Here is a 20,646-nt window from a genome sequence, read left to right as displayed (position 1 = left end):
CTGCCGGACCGGTCTCACCGTAGCCGGGCGCGGTTGCGGGGGGTCCGATGGCAGCCGGTGGCCGCCCCGGGCATGCTTGCCCGGTGAGTGGCACATCGACCGCCGAATCCGGGCGGAGGGTCTGGTCCGTGGTGCGCGGGTCCCGCTGGACCGTCCCCGCCGTCGTGGTGCTGTTGCTCGCCGCGATGGCCGTGCCGATGGTCACCTCGGCCGTGCAGCAGGCACCGACGATCGACGAGCCGGTGTACGTGAGCGCCGCCCTGGACTACGTCCGCGAGCACGAACTGCGCCGCAACCCGGAGCACCCGCCGCTGGCCAAGCTGATCATGGCGGTGGGGCTGGTGGTGGCGGATCCGCACTACGACCCGGCGTTCGGCGGGACCCAGCAGGACGTCGGCCGGCACCTGCTGTACGAGTCGGGCAACAACCCGTGGACCGTGATGCTCGCCGGCCGGCTGCCGATCATCGTGCTCACGCTGCTCTTCGGCCTGGTCGTGTTCGGGTTCGCCCGGGACCTAGGGCGTGTTTCGGGGTGGGAGACGGGCTGCGGCGTGGCCCAGCCGCCGTCTGGCCGCACGTCGCGAACACCCGAATACAACCCCGGTATTCGGGCGCCCGCGCCGCACACCCAGCCGACACCTGGACCTCGCCTCGCTCCGGCCCCCACCCCGAAACACGCCCTAGCCGGGCGCGCGGGCGGCCTGGTGGCGCTCGCCCTGTACGCGTTCACCCCGGACCTGATCACGCACGGCGCGCTGGCCACGCTGGACGTGCCGGCCGCCGGGTTCGTGCTGACCGCGACGTGGATGGTGTGGCGGGCCCGGGACCGGCCGCAGCTCTACCTGCCGCTGGCTGGGCTGGCCCTGGGCGCGGCGCTGGCCACCCGGATGAACACGCTGCCCGCGGTGCCGGCGCTGGCGATCCTGGCGGTCCTGGCGGTGCGGCACCACGCCCGCCAGTCGGCGCCGGAACCGGCCGGGTGGCGCTGGCGCGGGCTGGCCTGGGCGGCCGGGGTGGGCCTGATCGCGGTGGCCACGGTCTGGGTGGTCTACCTGGCGGTGGATCCGCGGCTGCGCTGGACCATGCCGCCGGACGTGCGTGCGGTCGATGGGCTGCGCGGGCTGCTGGTGGGCCTGATGCCGTTCCCGGAGCCGTTCCGCGACGGCATGCGGATCCAGTTCGGGTTCGACGCGCAGACCTACACCAACTTCCTGTTCGGCCGCACCTACCGGGGTGGCCGCTGGTACTACCTGCCCGCCGCGCTGCTGGTGAAGACGCCGATCGGGGCGCTGGTGCTGTGGACCGCGGGCGCCGTGGCGCTACTCGCCGTGCGCCGGTTGCGGCCGGCCGCGCCGTACCTGCTGCTCCCTCCGTTGGCGTTGTTCGCCGGCGTGTTCGACGCCACCCGGAACTACGGCACCCGGTACGCCATCTTCGTGCCGCTGTTCCTGACCGTCGCGGCCGCCGGCCTGGTGACGCTGCGGCTGCCCCGGGTGCGGTTGGCGGTCGGCGTGCTGGTGGCGTACACGGCGGTGAGTTCGGTCAGCACGTTCCCGTACTACCTGCCGTACTCGAACGAGGCGTTCGGCGGTCCGGCGCACACCTACCGCAGGCTGGACGACTCGAACGTCGACTGGGGGCAGGACCTGGGACGGCTCGCCGACCGGCTGCGCAGCCGCTATCCGGGCGAGCGGGTCTGGCTGAGCTACAAGGGCAGCGGGCCGCCGGCGGCGTACGGCATCGTGGCCGGTGATCCCCGCACCACCCCGCCGGGGCAGGTGTGTGGCCTGGTGGTGGTCTCGAACAGCCGGCTGGTGCAGCCGGGTGCCGCGCTCCGGCGGGTGCTGGCCACCAGCACCCGGATCGACTCGGTGGGGCATTCCATGACGATCTTCCGCCGGGAGTGCTGACCGGCGGCGGTCGCGGTCAGCGGGGCGCCCGGCGCAGCACGGCGTGGTAGCTGGGGATGTCCTGCAGACCCTCGCCGGGCCGCAGCGGCACGCCGTGCACGGTACCGAGACCGGCCTCCACCACCTGCCAGCCGGGACCGGGGAACGCCTCCGCGAGCTGCGCGGCGCCGAAGTGGCGGGGCGCCCGGAGACCGGCGGCGACGCACCGGCGTACCACCTCCGGCAGCGACGTCGGCGTGGCGCCCTGCCGGAGCAGATAGATCCGGTCAGGTCCCGCGCCTGCCGGCCGTTGCCGCAGCCCAGGTCGACCAGCGGCAGGGCCGGATCGGCGTGCGCCCGGAACAGCGCGCGGACGTGCGCGCGCTCGTCCGCGGCGGCGGCGTCCCACAGCACGTCGCCGGTGACCCCGGTGCGGTCCACCCCGGACCAGTAGCGTTCCCAGGCCCGTTGCTGGTCCCGCGGCGCCCGCAGGCCGTACCAGGTCAGTTGCGGGATCAGCAGGTACTTCCGCCAGCTCATCGACGGAGATTAGCCGGTGGCCGGGCGACCCGGGGTCGCCCGGCCGGCCGGTCTCACACCCGGTAGACGCGGATCCAGTCGGCCTCGTACACCGCCGGGGTCATGTTCGTGCCGTCGAAGTTGTCCAGCTGCATGGTGAGGTGACCGGACGCCATGGACTGCATCGCCCGGCGCTTGGAGTTCGCCCCGCCGGAGTATTTGAACCACTCCCGGCCGTTGACGAAGCCGCGGACGTGGTCCGGGGTCCACTCGAACGCGATGTTGTGCCACTCGCTCAGCGGCGCGCCGCAGTCGTCCTCCTCGGCGTGCTCCTGCTGGATGCTCACCGACTCGCTGTGCGGGTAGTGCAGGAACGCCTCCGCGCAGTCCGCGCCGGGCTCCTGGTTCTCCAGGAAGTCGTACTCGCCCTCCTCCGGCCAGATGTCGCCGTCCGGCCACACGATCAGCAGCGGATGGTACGTCCGCCCGTTGTCGGAACCGGTGTTGCGGGACCGGACCCGGGCCTCCCAGCGGCCGTACCGGGTGCTCCACTCGCTCTGCATCCAGCCGGTCTTGCCGCTGGCGGAGCCGGTCATCACCAGCTTCGACCCGTCCACCGTGGTGGCGCTGGCGCAGCGTTGCCCGCCGTCGGCGTGCGGGTTGTCCCAGCACTCGCCGGCCTGACCCCACTTGGCGGCCAGCGGCGGCCCGACGTAGTCGAACTCGTCGCTGAAGTCCGGCAGCGGCGTGCCCCAGCCGTGCAGGGTGGCGGCCTCGACGTTGCTTCCGTTGCCGCCGTCGGACGGCCGGGTGCCCGGGGTGGCGCTGACCGTAACCGGGGTGAGCGGCCCGGCCGAGGTCCGCGGAATCAGCGTGAACGAGTACGAGGTGTCGTTCTTCAGCAGGTTGAACTGGTGGCTGGTGGCGTCGGCCGGCCGGTCCGTCGCCCACGGTCCGTTCCCGCGGGTGTCGGTGCCGTCCCGGCCCACGTTCCAGCCGACGATGTCGGTCCGGGCGGTCTGCCAGGAGACCGTCACGGTGCCGTTGCCGGGCGACGCGGTGAGCCGCACGTCCGGCGTGACGTTCGGCTTGTACGTGCACATGGTGCTGGCGAAGCCGCTGTTCGCGGCCAGATCGGTGCCCCGGACCAGCACGTTGGCGCGGGACGCCCCGGCCGGCACGGTGAACCGTCCGGCGATCCGGGTGAACGCGCGGGCGCCGGACACCGGAAGGTAGGCGCCGTTGGTGTGCCCGAGGTACACGTTGCCGCTGGCGTACCAGTCGATCTCCATGCGCAGGCGGGCCGGGTCGTTCGCGGTCCGCGCGTCCACCGACACGTCCCACACCGCTCCGGGGAGCACCCGCTGCTGTGGCAGGTAGATGCCGACCGTGCTGGCGGTGCCGTTCGCCACCGCGTACTCCCAGCGGGCCGTCGGGTGATCGGTGATCGCCTGCCGGGTGGTCACCAGGTCGCCGAGCGGGCCCCAGCCGGCCGCGTCGGCGGCGAACACCGGGTTGGCGCACTCGTTGTCGGACACCTGGTACTGACCGACCCGGAGGAAGTAGTCGACGTCGGTGTCGGATCCGGCCAGTGCGGCGCGGGCGGCCCGGGCCAGGTTGGTCTTGCCGGCCCGCTCGGCCTCCGCCTCGATGGCGGTCACCCGGCGCCGGTCCTCCTCGCCCTTCTTCTTCAGCGCGGCGTCCAGGTCCCGCTTGTCGGCGGCGTGGATACCGGTGTGGATGTAGGCCCGCCAGTCGGCCGGACTGTTGCTGCGCAGGGCCGCCATGGCCGCCGCGTACACCTCGGTGGTCTCGGCCGCGGTGTTCCACACCCAGCGCACGAAGTTCTCGTCGCTGAGCACCAGCATGCCCTCGGTGGCCACCACGCTGAGCACCGCGGCGGCCCGCTTGCGCGCCTCCCGTTCCAGCAGCGCCGCGCGTTCCGCCTCGGTACGTTCCTGATCCGCCTCGATCTCGGCGATCCGGTCCTGTTCCCGGGCCTGCACGATGCCGGTGTTGATGAAGTCCCGCTGCTGCTGCGCGGTACCCCCGAAGGCGGCCAGTGCGCCGGCCCGTACCAGTGTCCCCGTGGCCCGCTGGTACACGGCGTACACGAAGTCCCGGTCGGACAGCAGCAGAAGCTCCGGCGTCACCGGGATCTCGACGGTCACCAGGGCGCGCTGCTTGGCCTCGCGGGCCTCCCGGGCGGCGGTGGCGTCGCGGACCTCGTTCGCCACGTCGCGGGCCTTCGCGGCATGGATGCCGGACTCGATGAAGACCGTGCACTCGACGAAGGACGCGGTGGTGCTGTTGATCAGTGCCAGCTCGGCCGAGCCGCGGACCTCGGGCAGATTCTCGGCGTTCTGCCACAGCTTGAAGACGAAGTCCCGCTCACCGAGCACCAGCCAGCTCTCCGGTGCCACCACGCCGACCACGGCGGCCGCGCGGACCCGGTCCTCGGTGGAGGACTCCAGCCCCGCCGCCTGAGCCGACGCGGCCGCGCGGACGGCCGGGCCCGGTGCGGCGCCCGCGGCCGGACCGGCCGGCATCGGAACCATCACCAGTACGAGCAGAGCGGCGGCGGCCGGTCTGCGTTTTCTCCACGATTTCATGCTTCCTCCCACAGGTTCGCACCACACTTATAACGCCGCCGATACAACCGTCCTCCAGCCCCGATACATTGCCCGCGGGGTGCCGGAATCCCTTGCCAGGCAAGCGAAAGTCCGCTTCCGGCCATCCGCCCGCCGGGGTGCCGGAAAGGTGTTTAGCTCCGCTCCGACATTCCGTCTCGGGTGGGGAATCTCCATGTTTGCGACTGCACGAATCCGGGCGTCGTTGGTGACCGTGGCCATGGCCGCCGTCTCGATCTGCGCGCTGCCGCCGACACCGGCGACCGCCTCGACCGCGAGCGCCGCCGACCGGGCGTACGTGCGCCTGCTGGCCCGGGCCGACCCGCGGTCCACCGTCAAGGCGACCGCCTGGGCCGCCCTGATCAGCAGCAATGTGGACGCCGCGATAGCCCGGTTCTTCGCCTCCGACTTCGACTACGCGGTACGCCGGGCCGCCCAGGCCAAGGTGCGTAACGCCGACTTCGCCCGCCGCGTCCTGGAGACCCACACCGCGGAGTTCGCGCCCGAGGTGCACGCGGCGGCCGAGGCGGCCTACTACGGCACCGCGGCGCAGCAGGAGTACTTCGCCCGCACCGGATACGCCGAGGCCAAGGAACGCGACCGGCAGGCCCGCGAGGCCGCCGGGGCCCAGGCCGCGGCGCTGGCCCAGGCCGACCGGGACTTCGTCGCCCTGCTGCGCGACCACGATCCCGGCGAACAGGTACGCGCGGCGGCGACGTTCGCGTCACGCCCGGCCGCCACCGACGCCGACCTGGTGGACTTCTTCGCGCACGACTGGGTGAACGCCTCCGCGCTGGACCTGGAGGCGTTCCGGATCAACTGCGCCGACGCGGACGTCCGCCGCCGCGCCCAGGCCGTCCGCCTGGTCGCCGATGCCCGGGCCGCCGAGCAGGCCGCCCGCGACACCGCCGGGGAGGCCGCCGAGCAGGCCCGTGCCGCGGCGGCCCGCGCCTGGGCCACGGCCGGCGCGCACACCGGGCCGGCCCGGGTCGCCTGGGCGCGGGCCGAGCAGCACGCCGAGGCGCAGGCCGCGAACTGGCGGCAGGTCGCGCAGGCGGCCGGGAGTGCCACCGGCATCAACTGGGAGGCCATCGCCGGTGCCGCCGGAACCACCGCGGAGACCTGGGCGGCCGAGCGGCAGAACGCCGCGGAACAGGCCGCGTACTGGGAGAACCTGTACGCCGAGGCGCTCGCCGGCGAACTGGCCATGTCCGGCGGTGCCCGATGAGGCGCCACGCCGCGGCCGTGCTGGCCGCGCTGCTGTTCGCCGGTGGCCTGCACGCCACTCCGGCCGCCGCCGCACCCCGCCCGGCGGCGGTGCGCCAGGACACGCCGCTGCCCATCCCGCCACTGGTCACCGAGCAGTGGGACGGCCGCACCGGGGTCGACTTCCCGGCCGACCCGCGGCTGCGCGGGTTGGTCGTGAACATCGCCGAGCTGCACGAGGAGGCGGAGGTCCGGGAGGCCGCGGCCGCCGCTCTGGCCGCCGACGACGACAACGCGATCCCGCACTTCCTGGAGGAGACCCATCCCCGGCTGGTGGCGGAGGCGGAGCAGCGCCACGAGGAGACCGCCCGGCGGAACCTGGCGACCATCCGGCCGATGGCCGGCACCGGCGTGCCGAACGGCTACTTCAACGCCGAGGTCACCCGGGTGCTGCGCGGCACCGACCAGGACCGGGCCGCGTTCCTGGCGTACGGCGCGGACATCGCCCGGGACCGCGACGAGCAGGCCGCCAAGTCGGAACGGGAGCGCCGTACCCTCCGCCGGGAACGGGCCGCCCAGCTGGCCGCCTCGGCCCCGGCCGAGTCGCACCTGAAGCGGGCCGCGGAGGCCGCCGTGGCCGGCGACGACGCCGCGGTCGAGGCGTTCTGGAACGGCGGCTACCTGACCGCGGCGAACGCCGACGCGGCCGAACGCGAGCGGTACCTGCAGGACCTGGAGGCACGCAACAAGGCCGCCGAGGAACTGTCCGACCTGGCCCAGCGGGCGGCGCGGGCGGCGGAGGCCCGCGGGCACCTGCTCCGGGCGCACGGCAACGCGGTCCGGGAACTGCAACGGTCCGCGAACGCGATGGCCGGTGCCGCCAACGCGGCCCGGTCCGCCGAGCGCATCCTGGCCGGCGGCGAACCCACCGCCACCAAGGCCACCCGGCTGAACGTCGCGAAGGGCGAGACGACCGCCCAGCTCGCCGCCGCGCAGCAGGCCGCCGAGCGGGCGCGCAGCGCCGCCACCGCCGCGGTGGCGGCGGCCGACACGCTGGTCGACACCGGACTCACCTACGGCGCCGAATGGTCGCTGATCGTGCAGGGCATGCACCAGGCCGCCACCGCGGCGGTCGGTGCCGCGACCACGGCGGCGCACGCGGTCGACGCCACCATCGCCACGAACAACGCGCAGACCGCGCAGGCCAGGGCCGAGGCGCACGAGCGGCAGGCCGTGCAGTGGCGGGCGCACGCCGAACAACACGCCGCCGCTGCGGCCAGGCTTGCCGATGCGGCGCGGGCACAGGCGAACGCGGCCAAGACGGCGGCGGCGCGGGCGAAGCAGGCCCGCGAGGCCGCCCAGGCCGCCGAGGCGCGGGCCTGGGCCGCCGCGGAACGGACCCGGCAGCACCGGCGCACCGCCGAGGCGGAGGCGGCGACCGCCCGGGCCGCCCGGCAGACCGCGGAGAAGGAACGGGCCGACACGGCCACCCACCGCGCCACCGCCGAACGGCAGGCCGCGGCCGCGGCGAACGCGCGCCGGAACGCGGACGCGCAGGCGCAGGTGGCGGCGGACGCACGGCGGCGCGCCCAGCAGGCGGAAAGCGCCGCCTCGGCCGCCGACGACCGGGCCTGGGAGCAGGAGAACCGCGCCGAACTGGCCCGGGACGCCGCGCTCAAGGCGGAGCGGGAGCACCAGGCCCGGGTCGCCGAGGCGCAGGCCCGGGCCGCGATGGCGGCGGCCATGGCGAGCGGCGCCGACAAGGAGGAGGCGCAACGCCAGGCGGACACGGCCGGGCGGGCCGCGACCTCCGCCGGCACCGCGGCCCGCAACGCCCGGGCCTCGGCGCACGCCGCCACCGGCGCGGCGGCGAACGCCGGATCCGCGGCCACCGAGGCGCACCGGTCGGCGAGCCGGGCCGAGGCCGCCGCCCGCCAGGCCCAGGCGGCAGCCGCCCGGGCCGACGCCGCCGCGGATCGCGCGGAGGCCGAGGCGAAGGTCGCGCACCAGGCCCGGCTGGAGGCCGACGCGCGGGCCGCGGAGGCCACCGCACAGGAGGCCCGGGCCGCCGAGGCGGCGAACGCCGCGGTGCGCCTGGCCGAGCAGGCGGCGAACGAGTCGGTGCAGGCACTGTGGGCCGCGCAACGGACCCAGTCGGAGGCGGAGGCGGCCACCACCGAGGCCGTCGCCGCGGCCGCGCAGGCCGAGATCGCGGTGACCGCCGCGTCCGCCGCGCGCGCCTCGTCGGCGGGCATCGCGGAGCCGCACAACGCGGCGATCGGGATGGTCACCGCGTTCACCGGCGCGGACATCGACGCCGACTTCGTCGCCCAGGTGGTCGAGCAGGCCCGGACCATCGGCGCCGAGCAGGCCGCGGCGGCGGCCGCCCGGGCGACCGAGGCGGTGGAAGCGGCCCGGCTCGCCGCGGAGGCCGCACGGAACGCCAACGCCCAGGTGAAGCCGGCCTTCGACGCGGCGGCCGCGGCGGCCCGGTCGGCCGCCGACGCGGCCACCTCGGCGGCCGAGGCGAAGCGCGCCGCCGCGGAGGCGGCGGCCGACGGTGCCGCCGCCCGGACCGCGGCGGCCAGCGCCGGCCGGGCGGACGCCCAGGCCCGGGAGGACGCACGCGGCGCGCGGGCGGCGGCGAACGAGGCCGCCCGGGACGCGAACATCGCCGGGCGCAGCGCCGCCGCGGCGCGTCAGGACGCCGACCGGGCGGCCGGCGCCGCTCGGGCCGCGGCCGGCGAGGCCGAGGCCGCCCGGACCGCGGCCACCGCGGCCGAGGCGGACGCGGCCACCGCGCAGCGCGCCGCGACCAAGGCCCAGGAGTACGCCGACAGCGCCGCCGCGGCCGCCACCCAGGCGCTGCAGCACGCGGTGGAGGCACAGGCCGCCGCCCAGCGCGCGGAGGAGGCCGACCGCAAGCGGCTCACCGAACTGGCCGCCGCCGGCAACGCGCCCCCGCCGTCGGCCGACACGTTGGCTGCACTCAGTCCGGCCGAACAGCAGGAACTGCGGGACGCGCAGGCCCTGGCGAACAAGGGCGTACTCGACTTCCTGCGGGAGACCGCCCCGGAGCTGTTCCTCGAGCTCACCGGAATCGCCGATCTGCAACGGTGCATCGGCGAGGGAAACATCGAGGCCTGCCTGTGGACCATCGTGGGTCTGCTGCCGTTCGGCAAGGCCCTCAAGGCGGCCCCGGAACTGTTCGCGCTGGTGCCCAAGCTGTTCAAGTTCCTGGACGACTCCGCCGCGGCGCGTCGCCGGATGGACGAGCTGCTCGCCCGGGCCGACCTCGCCCCGACCTGCAACCTGGCGAACAGCTTCGTACCGGGTACGCCCGTGCTGCTGGCCGACGGCACCCGGCGGCCGATCGAGGACGTGCGCCTCGGCGAGCTGGTGGTGGCGACCGATCCCGGCACCGGGGTCACCGCGGCCCGGCCGGTCACCCGGCTGATCACCGGCACCGGCGACAAGACGCTCGTGGACGTCGTGGTGGACGTCGACGGCCCGCTCGGCGACCGCACCGAGGTGCTGACCGCCACCGCCCGGCATCCGTTCTGGGCCCCGGACCGGGCCGCCTGGGTCGACGCCGACCGGCTGGCGCCCCGGACCCGGCTGCGCACCGACGCCGGGCGGACCGTGCAGGTCGTCTCCACCCGGACGTACCGGGCCGCCGCCACGGTGCACAACCTGACCGTCGCGGACCTGCACACCTATTACGTGTCGGCGGGTACCACCGCGGTGCTCGTGCACAACTGCGGCGGGCTGGACGACCTGGCCCGGATGCGCCAGGGACTGGGCGCCCCGCCCGGGGACAGTGTGGTGCTGTCCCGGCTCGACGTCGGCGGACAGCAGTTCTACGGGATCAGCGGGCACGGCCAGGTCAACCCGCGCCCGGCCGGGGTGACGCCACAGTCCATGACGCACGCCGAGGGCGACGCCTTCGGGCAGGCGGCCCGGGCGCAGGCGGCCGGCGGAAACGCGACGTTGTACGTGGACGGCCTCGTACCCTGCCGCTACTGTCGCTCCAGCCTGGCCGGCTATGCCAAGGATCTGAACCTGGACACGCTGACGGTGGTCGGCCCGAACGGATACCTCGGGCAGTACGTCCGCGGCGGCGGATACCGGACCCTGCGGGAGAGCGTCTGATGCGCGTGCTGGTGGAGTCATCCGGTCACGACCGCGTGGAGCGGACGGTCGCCGGTCCGGACGATGTCGGGTGGCTGCTGGACGAGTGGGCGGGCCGGGAGGAGACCACCCTCTCGTTCGGACTCGACGCCGAGACGGAGGAGGCCGAGGTCATCGTGGCCGTCACCGCGGCCGGTTGGCTGCTGACCCGGCACCACGAGGGCGACTTCCAGCAACTGGTGGGCGACCCGGAGGCGAGCGGTGAGATCGTGCCGACGCTGGGCGGCCAGCCCACGCCGACGCCGATGCGGTGGCTGCTCCGCCGGGCCGATGTGGAGCGGGCGCTCACCGCGTACCTCCGCGACTCGGCCTTTCCCGACGACCTCTCCTGGGAGGTGTGATGACGAGCGGTGTGCTGGGACCCTACCTGTCCGCCTTCCGGCGGTACGTCGACTTCCGTGGCCGCGCCGGCCGCAGCGAGTACTGGATGTTCGTGCTGATCCACCTGCTGGTGCTGGCCGGCCTGCTCGGCCTGGCCGTGTGGCAGGAGGCGCTCTCCGCCCTGTTCTCGCTCTACTACCTCGGCACCATCGTGCCGGGCGTGGCGCTGGCCGCCCGGCGGCTGCACGACACCGGGCAGTCCGGCTGGCTGCAGCTCATCGTGTTCATCCCGTTCGGCGGCATCGCGCTGCTGGTGCTGCTCCTGCTGCCCGGGGAGCGCGGGCCGAACCGGCACGGGCCGGATCCCCGGGACGCGGTGGAACGGCCGTCCGGACCGGACCCGTGGTCCACCGAACCGGACTGGGCGAAACCGTGAACCGGCCGGTGCGGGCGCTGCTCGGCGCCGCCGTGCTGCTCGGCGCGGCGGCCGGCTGCGCCGCCGGCGAGCCGGACACCCGCCCGCTCGCGGTCCCGTCCGGCCCGGCGACCGCGCCGTCCGCCGCGCCGCCGACCGCACCGAGCGCCCCGCCCCCGGCCACACCGAGCGTGCGGCCGCCGGTGTCGGCCGGCACCGACGTCAAGCCGTGCTACGACGGCACCTGCGAGATCCAGGTGAGCCGCCGCACCGTGATCCCGCTGCGGAAGAACGTCGGGCTGGCCGGGCTGACCGTCTCGATCACCGGACCGGATCGGGTCCGGGTGGTGGCCGAGGACGGCATGATGCAGGCCGGCGGGACGACCGGCACCCGGCTCACGCTGAACCGGCTGCGCATCGAGGTGCTGTCCGTGGCCGACGGCAAGGCCGTGCTCCGGCTGTCGCCGACGTGACCGGAGGGCCTACGCTCCAGCGGATGACCATCGATCCCGCGGCCTCGTGACCGGCTCGGCGCTGGGCCACCTGCGCCGGCTGCCGCGGCGGATCACCGTGTGGTCGTGCGGGGCCGCCACCATCGGCCTGCTGGTCCTCGGCACGCTGCTGATCCGCGCGGACACCGCCGAGCGGGAGGCCGAGTTGGACGGCAACCTGCGCCGGGTCACCGCGAGCGTGGTGCGGCTGGTCGGGTACGACGGCACGGTGAACACGGTGGACGTGGCGGAGGACGAGCTGAGCCGGGGCTGCCCCGAGTTCGCCATCCTGCCCGGGGCCACCGAGCGGTTCACCGGCTACGTCAGCGAGTTGGACTGCGCGGCGGTGGACCGGGCCGTGCTGGCCGGGTGGGCCGCCGACGCGGTGGCCACCGGGCGGCTGCTCAACGCGAACCTCACCGGCACCGACGGGCGGCCGGTACGGATCGGCGTGGAACCGTTCCGCAAGTCGAACGGGCAGTTCGTCGGCGCCGTGGTGGCGCTGGCCGACGCCGGTCCGGCCCGGGCCGCCCACCGCCGGTTCGTGCTGCTGCTGGTGGGCGGCTGCGTGCTGCTGCTGGCCGCGGTCGGCGCCACCAGCCACCTGCTGGCGGCCCGCGCGGTACGCCCGGTGGTGGGCGTCCTGGAGCAGCAGGAGGCGCTGCTCGCGGACGCCGCGCACGACCTGCGGACACCGGTCGCGGCGTTACGGGCGCTGGCCGAGGCGGCCCTGCTCAACCCGGACCGCCGCACCGAACTGCTGCCGCGCACCGTGGACCTGGCGCAGCGGATGGGCACCATCATCGACGGCGTGCTGATCCGGGCCCGGCTGGCCGCCGGCGTCGATCCGCTGGCCGTCGAGCCGGTCTGGCTGGACCAGCTGGTCACCACGGTGGTCGACGAGACGCCCGCGGACGGCGCGCAGATCACGCTCGCCACCGCGCCGACCAAGGTGGAGGCCGACCCGGCCCTGCTGCAGCGGGCCATCGCCAACCTGCTGGACAACGCGGTCCGGCACGGCCGGGTGCCCGGTCAGGCGGCGGTCGTGCACATCACCGTGGCGGGCGGCCGGATCATCGTGGCGGACCACGGCCCGGGCATCGACCCCGAGCTGGCCCGCTCCACGTTCGACCGGTTCAGCAGCACCGGCGGGTCGAGCGGCCTCGGCCTGTCCATCGTGCGCTGGGTGGCCCAGGCGCACGGCGGCACGCTGCGGGTCTACAACGCCGAGGAGGGCGGCGCCATCTTCGAACTGGTGCTGCCGAGCGGTGATGCCTGACCGTTGTATCGGCAGTGGACCGATCATGTACACCGTCTTCTATGCTCGCCGGGTGGTGACGTGGACCCGGACGATGCGCGCGCAGCACCGCGGTCGGCTGCCGCTGGTGGTGCTCCTCGCGGTGTGCCTGGTGGCCGCGACCGCCGCCGTCTCCGGTGCCGGCACCGACTTCACCGGGCTCCGCTTCAACCAGATCGGGCACTGGTTCACCAGCCCCGGCACGGACTCCGTGGTGCACGTCAACGACACCACCCGCACGGTCGACGCCCGGGTCCGGGTGACCGGCCTGGAGCCGGACAGCGAGGTGGTGGAGGGCGAGATCAGCGGGTACGTGGTGGGCCGCAAGAGCGTCCGCCGGTTCGACAAGTCCAGCCTCGCCGTCGAGCAGACGCTGCGCCCGCCGGCCGATGAACGCCCGGTGGCGGTCGAGGCGCGCGGCGGCCCGTACCTGGTCTACCGCGAGGCCGGCGCCGTGGTCCGGCTGGGTGGCGAGCCGGCCACCATCCGGGCCGGCGGTCCGCTGGGCCCGCCCGCGGCCGCCCCGGACGGCACGTTGTGGCTGCACCGCACGGACGCCGGGCTGCTCTGCCACCTCGCCCCCGACGCCGACCAGGTGTCCTGTTCGGCCCGGACGCCGGACGGGCACGCCGGCGCCCTGACCGTGGTGGGCGACACGGTCGCGTTCCTGGACACCGTGGCGGACACGCTGACCCCGCTGGACGGTTCGGCCCGGCTGGGCCGGCCGCGGAGCGTCGGGGTGGACCTCCCGGCCACCGCCCAGGCCGCCGTCTCCGACCTCGACGGCCGGATCGCCGTCCTCGACCCGGGCACGCGCCGCCTGCACCTGCTGGACGGCTCCGGCCTGGGCACGGACCGGGCGGCCGCCGCGCCGCTCGGGGTGCGGTTGCCCGCCGGGCGGTACGCGGCGCCGGCGGCCGGGCGGTCCTCGGTGGCGCTGCTGGAGGTCGGGCGCGGGCAACTGCACACCTTCGACAGCGCCGGCCGCGTCCAGCAGGTGGCCCCGATGCCGGCCGGCATCGGCCGCCCGCGGCTCAACCGGGGCCAGGACGGCCGTATCTACGTCGAGGGCGACCTCGGCCGGCACGTGATGGTGGTCGACGACGCCGGCCGGTCCGCCACGGTGACACTGGCCGGCGCCGGAGCGCCCGGGCCGGGCGGCTCACCCGGTGCCACGGGCGCACCGGACGCGCCCGGCACGCCCGGTGCGACGGACCCGTCGACCGCACCCGGCTCGCCCGACGCACCGGACACCACCGGACCAACCGCGACCTCGCCCACCGGTCGCCCGCCGACCTCGGATCCGACCCGGTCGTCGAGGCCGCCGTCCGGATCCGCGCCCGAGTCGTCCGGCCCCACCACCGCGCCGAACACCGCGCCCACCGGCGCACCACCAGGGGAGGGCGGCGACCCGGGTCCCGGACAGGATGCGTTGCCGGCCACCCGGCCGACCATGCCGGCCCGGCTGACCGCCACCCGCCGTGCCGACACGCTCGTGCTGACCTGGGGCGCCGCCGGGTCGAACGGCGCCGCCATCAGCGCGTACCACGTGGCCTGGGAGTCGGCCGGAAACCCGGGCGGCAGCGCGGTCCAGCCCGGCGACGCCCGCACCATGACGCTCACCGGCCTCACCCGGGGCGCCACCTACCGGATCACCGTGAGCGCGGAGAACGCGGTCGGCCGCGGCGTGGCGGCCACCATCGACGCGACCGTGCTGCCACCCCGCAGCATCACCGTGTCCCGCGGCGCCACCACCACCCACGAGCCCGACTGTTTGCCGCCGGGGTGCGCGTTCATCCTGATCGAGATGCGCGGTTTCGAGCCGAACACGGCGTACGACATCGATCCGTGGGGGTCCCGATGGGGCGGCACGTGGAACCCCGGCGCCAATCTCACCACCGACAACGAGGGCAACCTGACCGTCGACGACCGGTTCCCGATCGACACCAATGACCAGGAAATCTGGGTCGTCGTGGACGGCATGGAATCCAACCATTACCCCTGGCCCAGCGGGGAACCGTCATGACCGCCACCCGCATCGCCACCCGGCTCATCGACAACGTGCAGCGGATCATCCGCGGCAAGCCGGAACTGGTCCGGCAGGCGGTGGCCGGGCTGCTCGCCGAGGGGCACCTGCTGATCGAGGACGTGCCCGGGCTCGGCAAGACGTCGCTGGCCCGGTGCCTGGCCCGCAGCATCGGCGGGTCCTGGCGCCGGATCCAGTTCACCCCCGACCTGCTGCCCGGCGACATCACCGGCGTCACCATCTACCGGCAGAAGGACGAACGGTTCGAGTTCCACCCCGGCGGCGTCTTCGCCAACGTGGTGGTCGCCGACGAGATCAACCGGGGTACGCCCAAGACCCAGTCCGCGCTGCTCGAGGTGATGAGCGAGCGCCGGGTGACGGTGGACGCGGAGACCCACGAGGTGCCGCGGCCGTTCCTGGTCATCGCCACCCAGAACCCGGTCGAGCTGGAGGGCACGTACCGCCTGCCCGAGGCCCAGCTGGACCGGTTCCTGATGCGACTCTCGGTGGGCTACCCCGATCTGGAGTCCGAGGTCCGGGTGGTCCTCGGGGACCGGGCCGGGGAAAGCCCGGACGACCTGCGTCCGGTGGTCGACACCGTCGCCCTGCGGGCGGCCATCGCCGAGGTACGGTCGCTGCACGTGGACGACGCGGTGGCCGAATACGCGGTACGCCTGACCGCGGCCACCCGGACCCACCCGTCGCTGCGCTACGGCGCCAGCGTGCGGGGCAGCATCGCGCTGATCCGGGCCGGGCAGGCACGGGCGGTCATCGACGGGCGCGCGTTCGTCACCCCCGACGACATCAAGGACGTCGCGGTGCCGGTACTGGCGCATCGGCTGGTGCTCACCGCCGAGGCGGAGCTGGCCCTCCGGGAGCCCGCGGACGTGGTCGCGGACGTGCTCACCGCCACCGCCACGCCGCTGACGGGCGCCGGCCACTGACCGTGCGACTGACCCGGCGCGGGATCGCCGTGCTCGCCGTCGCGGCGCTGCTGGTGGTGTCCGGCTGGTGGGGGCGTTACCCGTTGCCGGTGGCGCTGGGCGCGGCGTTCCTCGGCGTCGTCCTGGCCGCGCTGCTGACCACGTCCCGCCCGCCCACCGTCCAGGCCGGCCGGTCGATCCACCCGGAGCTGGTGGAACGGGGCCGTCCGGCCACCGCGCGCCTGCGGGTCCGCAACACCGGAGCCCGCCGGCTCGTCGGGCTGCTGGCCACCGACGCCCTCGGCCGGGACGCCCGGGTACTCCCGCTGGGCGACCTCGCGCCGGACGAGGAGGCGACCCGCGACTACCACCTGCCCACCGGCAGCCGCGGCCGGCTCACCGTGGGCCCGCTGGTGGTCGAGCGGGCGGACCCGTTCGGACTGGCCCGCAGCCGGGTGACGGCCGGGGACCGGGCCACCGTCCGGGTGCACCCGCGACAGTGGCCGGCGCAGCCCCCGGCGAGCGGCCGGCGGCGGGTGGTGCACGAGGAGGGCACCGTCGACGAGTCCCGCCGCGGCTCCGCGGACCTGCGCGACGTCCGCGAGTACGTGCCCGGCGACGAGGTGCGCCACCTGCACTGGAAGGCGACCGCGCGGACCGGCCGGCTGATGGTCCGGGACCTGTCCGACCCCCGGCGGAGCCGGCTCACCGTGCTGCTCGACACCCGGGACGGGATCCTCACCGCCGCCGACTTCGACGAGGCGGTCGACGTGGCCGCGTCGCTGCTGAGCGCGTCGGCCCGGGCCGGGCATCCGGCCCGGCTGATCACCTCCGCCGGCCGGGAGTCGGCGGTGGACGGCCCGTACGCGATCCGCCCGATGCTGGACGCGCTGTCCGAACTCCGGCAGGACCGGGCCACCGCGGACACCGCCCTGGTGCCGGCCCAGGCCCGCCGCGCCGGCGGAGACCTCGTGGTGATCACCGCCGGGCCGCGAGCGGGCCTTCCCGGGGCGGTGCTGATCCTGCTCGGCCCGGCGACCGGTCCGGCACCCGACCCGGGCGAGGCGACCCGGCGGGTGATCCGCGCGGCGGACGCGGAGCAGGCGGTACGCCGGTGGAACGAGGCGAACCGGTGAACCGCCGGCCGATTCCGGCGACCGTGTGCGTGGTGCTCGCCGCCGTCGTCGCCGGGATGCTGTTCGCGCCGGTGTTCGGCGTACCCGCGTTGCTCCTGCCGGTCGCCGGGCCGGCGGCGGGTGTCCTGTTGGTGGCGCTGCTCTGCCGTCCCGGGTCCGGGCCGGCGGCGTGGCGTCCGCTGCTGACCGCCGGCGCCGGACTGCTGGTCGTGGCCGAGACGGTGGCGTGGCCGACCACGATGGCCGGCCTGCCCACCGCCGCGACCGGGCGGGCGATCGCGGCCGGCGTCACCGAGTCCTGGCGCCTGGCCCTGCAGTCCACCTGGCCGGCCCGCCCGGATCCGGCGCTGCTGCTGTTCGTCCCGCTGCTGGTGGTCGCGGCCGCCGTCCTCGGCGTGGAGTTGCTGCATCACCTGAGCGGGCCGCTGCCCGCGCTCGTACCCAGTCTGGCGCTGGTGCTCTTCACCCAGCTCTACGCGGCCGCGCCGGCCGGGCCCGCGGTGGTCGCCGCCCTGCTCTACACGGCCGTGGCCGGCGCCCTGCTGTCCGCGGTCCGGGCCGGCGGGTCGTCGCCACCGCTACGGTTCGCCGCACCCGCGTTCGGGGCGGTGGCGATGGCGGTCCTGGCCGGACTGCTGCTGCCGGCCGGGCCGCCGCGGTACGCGCTCCGCCACGGCCAGGCCGCGCCGCTCGTCGCGCTGCAGGTGACCAGCCCGCTGGACGACCTCGCCCGCCGGCTCACCGACCCCGGCACGCCGGTGTTCCGGTTCCGTGGCGTCGCGCCGCCGGACCGCTGGCCGCTGGTCGTGCTGGACGAGTTCGACGGCGTCAACTGGCGGCCGCCGGGGACCTACCGGCGGCTCGGCGCGGAACTGCCGCCCGGGCCCGAGGTGACCGTGCCGGCGGAACGCCGCACGGCCACGGTCGAGGTCACCGACGTCGGCGGGCCGTGGTTGCCCAGCCAGACCTGGCCGGCCGCGGTCGGCGGCGTCGCGCCGCTGGTGGCGGAGCGCCACGGCACGCTGATCCGGTCCGGGGACGACGGACCCGTCCGCTACGACCTGGACTGGTGGGAACCGCGGGCCGACCCCGGCGCACTCGCCGACGCGGCCGTCGACTCGACCGCCCTGGGCGGTCTGGGCGGGGTCGGCATCGCCCCGCCCGACATGACGGACCTGGCCGCGCGGGCCACCGGCGGGATCCGGCCGTCCTTCCGGACCGCGCTGGTGCTGGAGAGCCACTTCCGCCGCAACTACCGGCTGGCGGTCGGCGACGATCTGCCCACCGGGCACGCCTGGCCGCAGCTCGTCAGGTTCCTGCAGCGGACCCGGCGCGGAACCAGCGAACAGTTCGCGGCCGCGTACGTCGCCCTGGCCCGGATCCACGGCATCCCGGCCCGGATGGCGGTCGGCTTCCGCACCCCCGAGTCTCCCGGTCCGGACGGTTGGTACACGGTCCGCAACGGCGACGCGCTGGCCTGGCCGGAGGTGGCCGTCGAGGGGGTCGGCTGGGTGGCGCTCGATCCGGCGGGCGCGGCGGTGTCGGCACCCACCGGCGAGAGCCTGGCCGCCACGACCGACCGGGCCCGTGCCGAACTGCCCGCCCCGGAGGACCTGCGCGACCCGCCGCTGCCCGCCCCGCTGCCCGAGGTACCGGCCCCGGCCGTCCGGCGGGGCGGCGCGCCGGTGCCCTGGTCGGCGCTGCTGATCGTGCCGGTCCTGGCGCTGGTGTGCTGGCCGGTGGTGATCCCGGCGGCGTGGACGGTGCGGTCCTGGCGCCGGCGCCGCCGGGCGGGTGCCGGTGCGGTGGTGGGCGCGTGGGAGGAGGCGCGGGACCGACTGCGGGCGTACGGGGTGGCGGCTCCGCCCGCGATGACCCCGCGCGATCTGGCCGCGGGGCTGACCGATCCGGGGGTGGCCGTGGAGATCCGGCGGCTCGGGGTGGCGCTGGACCGGACGTTGTGGAGCGGGAAGTCCGCCGACGAACGTCAGGTGGGGGAGGCGTGGGCGGCGGTGCGCGCGGTGCGGCGCGGGCTGGCGCGGCGGGGGGTGTGGCCGCGGTTGCGGGCGGTGCTCGGCGTCCGGGGTCTCGGTCCGCCGCGCTGACCGCCGGCCGCCGGGATCTGACCGGAGTACGGCGCCGGGAGCCCGGCCCGAGGTGGGCGAGGCTCCCGGCGGAGTGCGGGTGGGTCAGCTGGTCGGGAAGTTGTCCGGGGTACGGATCCGGCTGCGCATGAACGTGCCCGAGTCGGTCAGCACGCCGGTGCCCGCGTACGTCGAGCCGCCGCAGGTGCCCGGCCGGAACGCGCCGCTGCCCTCGTCGGCGTCGGAGTACGTCCAGTTCGCGTAGCTGATCTTCAGGCGGTCCAGCAGGTCCAGCCACGTCGTGCTGCTGGCGGTGTCGACGCCGCCGTCGCCGGTGTAGGTGACCGTGCCGAACTCCGTGACGAACAGCGGCAGCGAGGCGGCGGCCCGCTCCACCTCGGCGCGGTAGTTGTCCTTGTGCGACGCCGCGTAGAAGTGGAACGTGTACATGATGTTGGTGGCGTTGACCGGGTTGCTGACGATCTCGGCCGAGGTGGCGCCGTCCGACACGCCCAGCGACGACCAGCCGCGGGTGCCGACGATGATCACGGCGTCCGGGTCGTTCGCGCGGATCACCGGGATGACCTGCTCGGCGTAGCTCTTGATGCCGGCCCAGCTGACCCCGTTCGGCTCGTTCGCGATCTCGTAGATGACGTTGTTCTTGGCGGCGTTGCGGGCGGACACCGCGGCGAAGAACGTCTTCGCCCGGTCCAGGTTGTAGTTCGGGTCGCCCGGGGTCAGGGTGTGGAAGTCGATCAGCGCGTACATGCCGCGGGCCTGCGCCATGTCGACCAGGCTGTTGACCCGGTTGGTGAACGCGCTCGGGTTGGTCTCGTAGCCCTGCTCCTGCACGTACATTGCGATCCGGAACAGGTCGGACTGCCAGTCGGTGGCGAGCGCGTCCAGCGAGGCGTTGTTGTAGCAGTCGGCGAACCACTGCAGACCGTGCGAACTCATCCCGCGCAACTGGATCGGCCGGTTGTACTGGTTGCACAGGTTCACGCCGCAGACCCGCAGCTGGCCGTTGATCGCGACCGGCGTGGTGCCGGTCGGCGGCGGCGGAACGCTGCTGCCCGGGGTGCTCACGGTGGGCGTCGGGGTGGGGAAGCTGCCGCAGGCCCGGCCGTTGATCTCGCAGCCGGTGGGCTGGCCGCTGCCGTTGGCGGTGAATCCGAAGCTGGCCGACGCGCCGCTGGCCAGGGTGCCGTTCCAGGCGGCCGGCGTGAACGTGTAGGTGTTGCCCGAGGCGGTGTGCGTGGTGTTCCACGAGCTGGCAACCGTGGTGCCGGCCGGCAGGGTGAGCCGGACCTGCCAGGTGGTGATGGTCGAGGGGGTGTCGTTGGTGACCGTGACGCGGCCCTCGTACCCGCTGTTCCAGGAATTGACCACGGTGAAGGCCGCGGTTTCGGCACTGGCCGGCTGGGCGATGACGACCGCCGCGGAGGCGGCGACCGCAACGGCCGCGGCCGCGGCGATGGTGAGTCTGCGCATGACGAACTCCGTCATATGGGGGATGTC

Annotated in this window: 14 protein-coding genes; 11 read left to right on the top strand and 3 right to left on the bottom strand. The window is 75.1% G+C overall.

Annotation, left to right across the window (positions count from 1 at the left end):
• Nucleotides 1-83: 83 nt before the first annotated feature.
• Nucleotides 84-1,910 carry a glycosyltransferase family 39 protein gene (locus tag LDL48_RS34725; protein ID WP_225259378.1) on the top strand — a complete coding sequence of 609 codons (1,827 nt, stop codon included), beginning with the start codon at nt 84-86 and terminating at the stop codon, nt 1,908-1,910.
• A 16-nt stretch (nt 1,911-1,926) separates the two neighbouring features.
• On the opposite strand, the gene LDL48_RS34720 is transcribed toward LDL48_RS34725, so the two are convergent.
• A complete protein-coding gene (locus LDL48_RS34720; RefSeq protein WP_225259377.1) occupies nt 1,927-2,127 on the bottom strand; it encodes a hypothetical protein in 201 nt (66 codons plus the stop codon).
• Nucleotides 2,128-2,482: 355 nt separating this feature from the next.
• Nucleotides 2,483-5,020, bottom strand: a complete 2,538-nt coding sequence (locus LDL48_RS34715; RefSeq protein ID WP_225259376.1) for a family 16 glycosylhydrolase — start codon at nt 5,018-5,020, stop codon at nt 2,483-2,485.
• A gap of 193 nt (nt 5,021-5,213) precedes the next feature.
• Here LDL48_RS34715 and LDL48_RS34710 point away from each other — a divergent pair, with 193 nt between their 5' ends.
• Genes LDL48_RS34710 through LDL48_RS44780 form a run of 10 tightly spaced genes read left to right on the top strand, consistent with a single transcriptional unit; the run spans nt 5,214 to nt 19,149 of the window.
• Nucleotides 5,214-6,266 (top strand): hypothetical protein, encoded by a 1,053-nt coding sequence (locus LDL48_RS34710; RefSeq protein ID WP_225259375.1) that lies wholly within the window; start codon nt 5,214-5,216, stop codon nt 6,264-6,266.
• Nucleotides 6,263-10,396: a polymorphic toxin-type HINT domain-containing protein gene (locus LDL48_RS44310; protein ID WP_272493123.1), complete on the top strand. Its 4,134-nt coding sequence runs from the start codon at nt 6,263-6,265 to the stop codon at nt 10,394-10,396. Before LDL48_RS34710 ends, LDL48_RS44310 begins: the two co-directional genes overlap by 4 nt.
• Nucleotides 10,396-10,776 (top strand): Imm1 family immunity protein, encoded by a 381-nt coding sequence (locus tag LDL48_RS34700; protein WP_225259374.1) that lies wholly within the window; start codon nt 10,396-10,398, stop codon nt 10,774-10,776. The genes LDL48_RS44310 and LDL48_RS34700 overlap by 1 nt, the downstream gene beginning before the upstream one ends.
• Complete coding sequence (locus LDL48_RS34695) at nt 10,776-11,192, top strand: DUF805 domain-containing protein (protein ID WP_225259373.1); 417 nt, start codon at nt 10,776-10,778, stop codon at nt 11,190-11,192. Before LDL48_RS34700 ends, LDL48_RS34695 begins: the two co-directional genes overlap by 1 nt.
• Nucleotides 11,189-11,644, top strand: a complete 456-nt coding sequence (locus LDL48_RS34690) for a hypothetical protein (RefSeq protein WP_225259372.1) — start codon at nt 11,189-11,191, stop codon at nt 11,642-11,644. The genes LDL48_RS34695 and LDL48_RS34690 overlap by 4 nt, the downstream gene beginning before the upstream one ends.
• A gap of 46 nt (nt 11,645-11,690) precedes the next feature.
• The gene (locus LDL48_RS34685) at nt 11,691-12,941 is read left to right on the top strand and encodes a sensor histidine kinase (protein WP_225259371.1); all 1,251 of its coding nucleotides are present in this window, start codon (nt 11,691-11,693) and stop codon (nt 12,939-12,941) included.
• Nucleotides 12,942-12,993: 52 nt separating this feature from the next.
• Nucleotides 12,994-14,985, top strand: a complete 1,992-nt coding sequence (locus LDL48_RS44785) for a fibronectin type III domain-containing protein (RefSeq protein ID WP_225259370.1) — start codon at nt 12,994-12,996, stop codon at nt 14,983-14,985.
• Nucleotides 14,982-15,929, top strand: coding sequence for an AAA family ATPase (locus LDL48_RS34675; RefSeq protein WP_225259369.1), 948 nt, complete (start codon nt 14,982-14,984; stop codon nt 15,927-15,929). The genes LDL48_RS44785 and LDL48_RS34675 overlap by 4 nt, the downstream gene beginning before the upstream one ends.
• Before the next feature lie 2 nt (nt 15,930-15,931).
• The gene (locus LDL48_RS34670) at nt 15,932-17,044 is read left to right on the top strand and encodes a DUF58 domain-containing protein (protein ID WP_225259368.1); all 1,113 of its coding nucleotides are present in this window, start codon (nt 15,932-15,934) and stop codon (nt 17,042-17,044) included.
• Nucleotides 17,041-19,149: a transglutaminaseTgpA domain-containing protein gene (locus LDL48_RS44780; protein WP_225259367.1), complete on the top strand. Its 2,109-nt coding sequence runs from the start codon at nt 17,041-17,043 to the stop codon at nt 19,147-19,149. Before LDL48_RS34670 ends, LDL48_RS44780 begins: the two co-directional genes overlap by 4 nt.
• An 84-nt stretch (nt 19,150-19,233) precedes the next feature.
• Here LDL48_RS44780 and LDL48_RS34660 read toward each other — a convergent pair whose 3' ends face one another.
• Nucleotides 19,234-20,619 carry a cellulase family glycosylhydrolase gene (locus LDL48_RS34660; protein WP_225259366.1) on the bottom strand — a complete coding sequence of 462 codons (1,386 nt, stop codon included), beginning with the start codon at nt 20,617-20,619 and terminating at the stop codon, nt 19,234-19,236.
• Between the last annotated feature and the right edge of the window lie 27 nt (nt 20,620-20,646).

Origin of the sequence: Jidongwangia harbinensis, from assembly GCF_020216025.1 — a bacterium.
Lineage (GTDB): Bacteria > Actinomycetota > Actinomycetes > Mycobacteriales > Micromonosporaceae > Actinoplanes > Actinoplanes harbinensis.
The sequence above is the reverse complement of the archived record's forward strand: the minus strand, read 5'-3'. Positions and strand labels throughout refer to the sequence as shown.

Coding starts and splice junctions, on each gene's coding strand:
- LDL48_RS34715 (WP_225259376.1), bottom strand. CDS start 5,020: ATGAAATCGTGGAGAAAACGCAGACCGGCCGCCGCCGCTCTGCTCGTA.
- LDL48_RS34710 (WP_225259375.1), top strand. CDS start 5,214: ATGTTTGCGACTGCACGAATCCGGGCGTCGTTGGTGACCGTGGCCATG.
- LDL48_RS44310 (WP_272493123.1), top strand. CDS start 6,263: ATGAGGCGCCACGCCGCGGCCGTGCTGGCCGCGCTGCTGTTCGCCGGT.
- LDL48_RS34700 (WP_225259374.1), top strand. CDS start 10,396: ATGCGCGTGCTGGTGGAGTCATCCGGTCACGACCGCGTGGAGCGGACG.
- LDL48_RS34695 (WP_225259373.1), top strand. CDS start 10,776: ATGACGAGCGGTGTGCTGGGACCCTACCTGTCCGCCTTCCGGCGGTAC.
- LDL48_RS34675 (WP_225259369.1), top strand. CDS start 14,982: ATGACCGCCACCCGCATCGCCACCCGGCTCATCGACAACGTGCAGCGG.
- LDL48_RS34660 (WP_225259366.1), bottom strand. CDS start 20,619: ATGCGCAGACTCACCATCGCCGCGGCCGCGGCCGTTGCGGTCGCCGCC.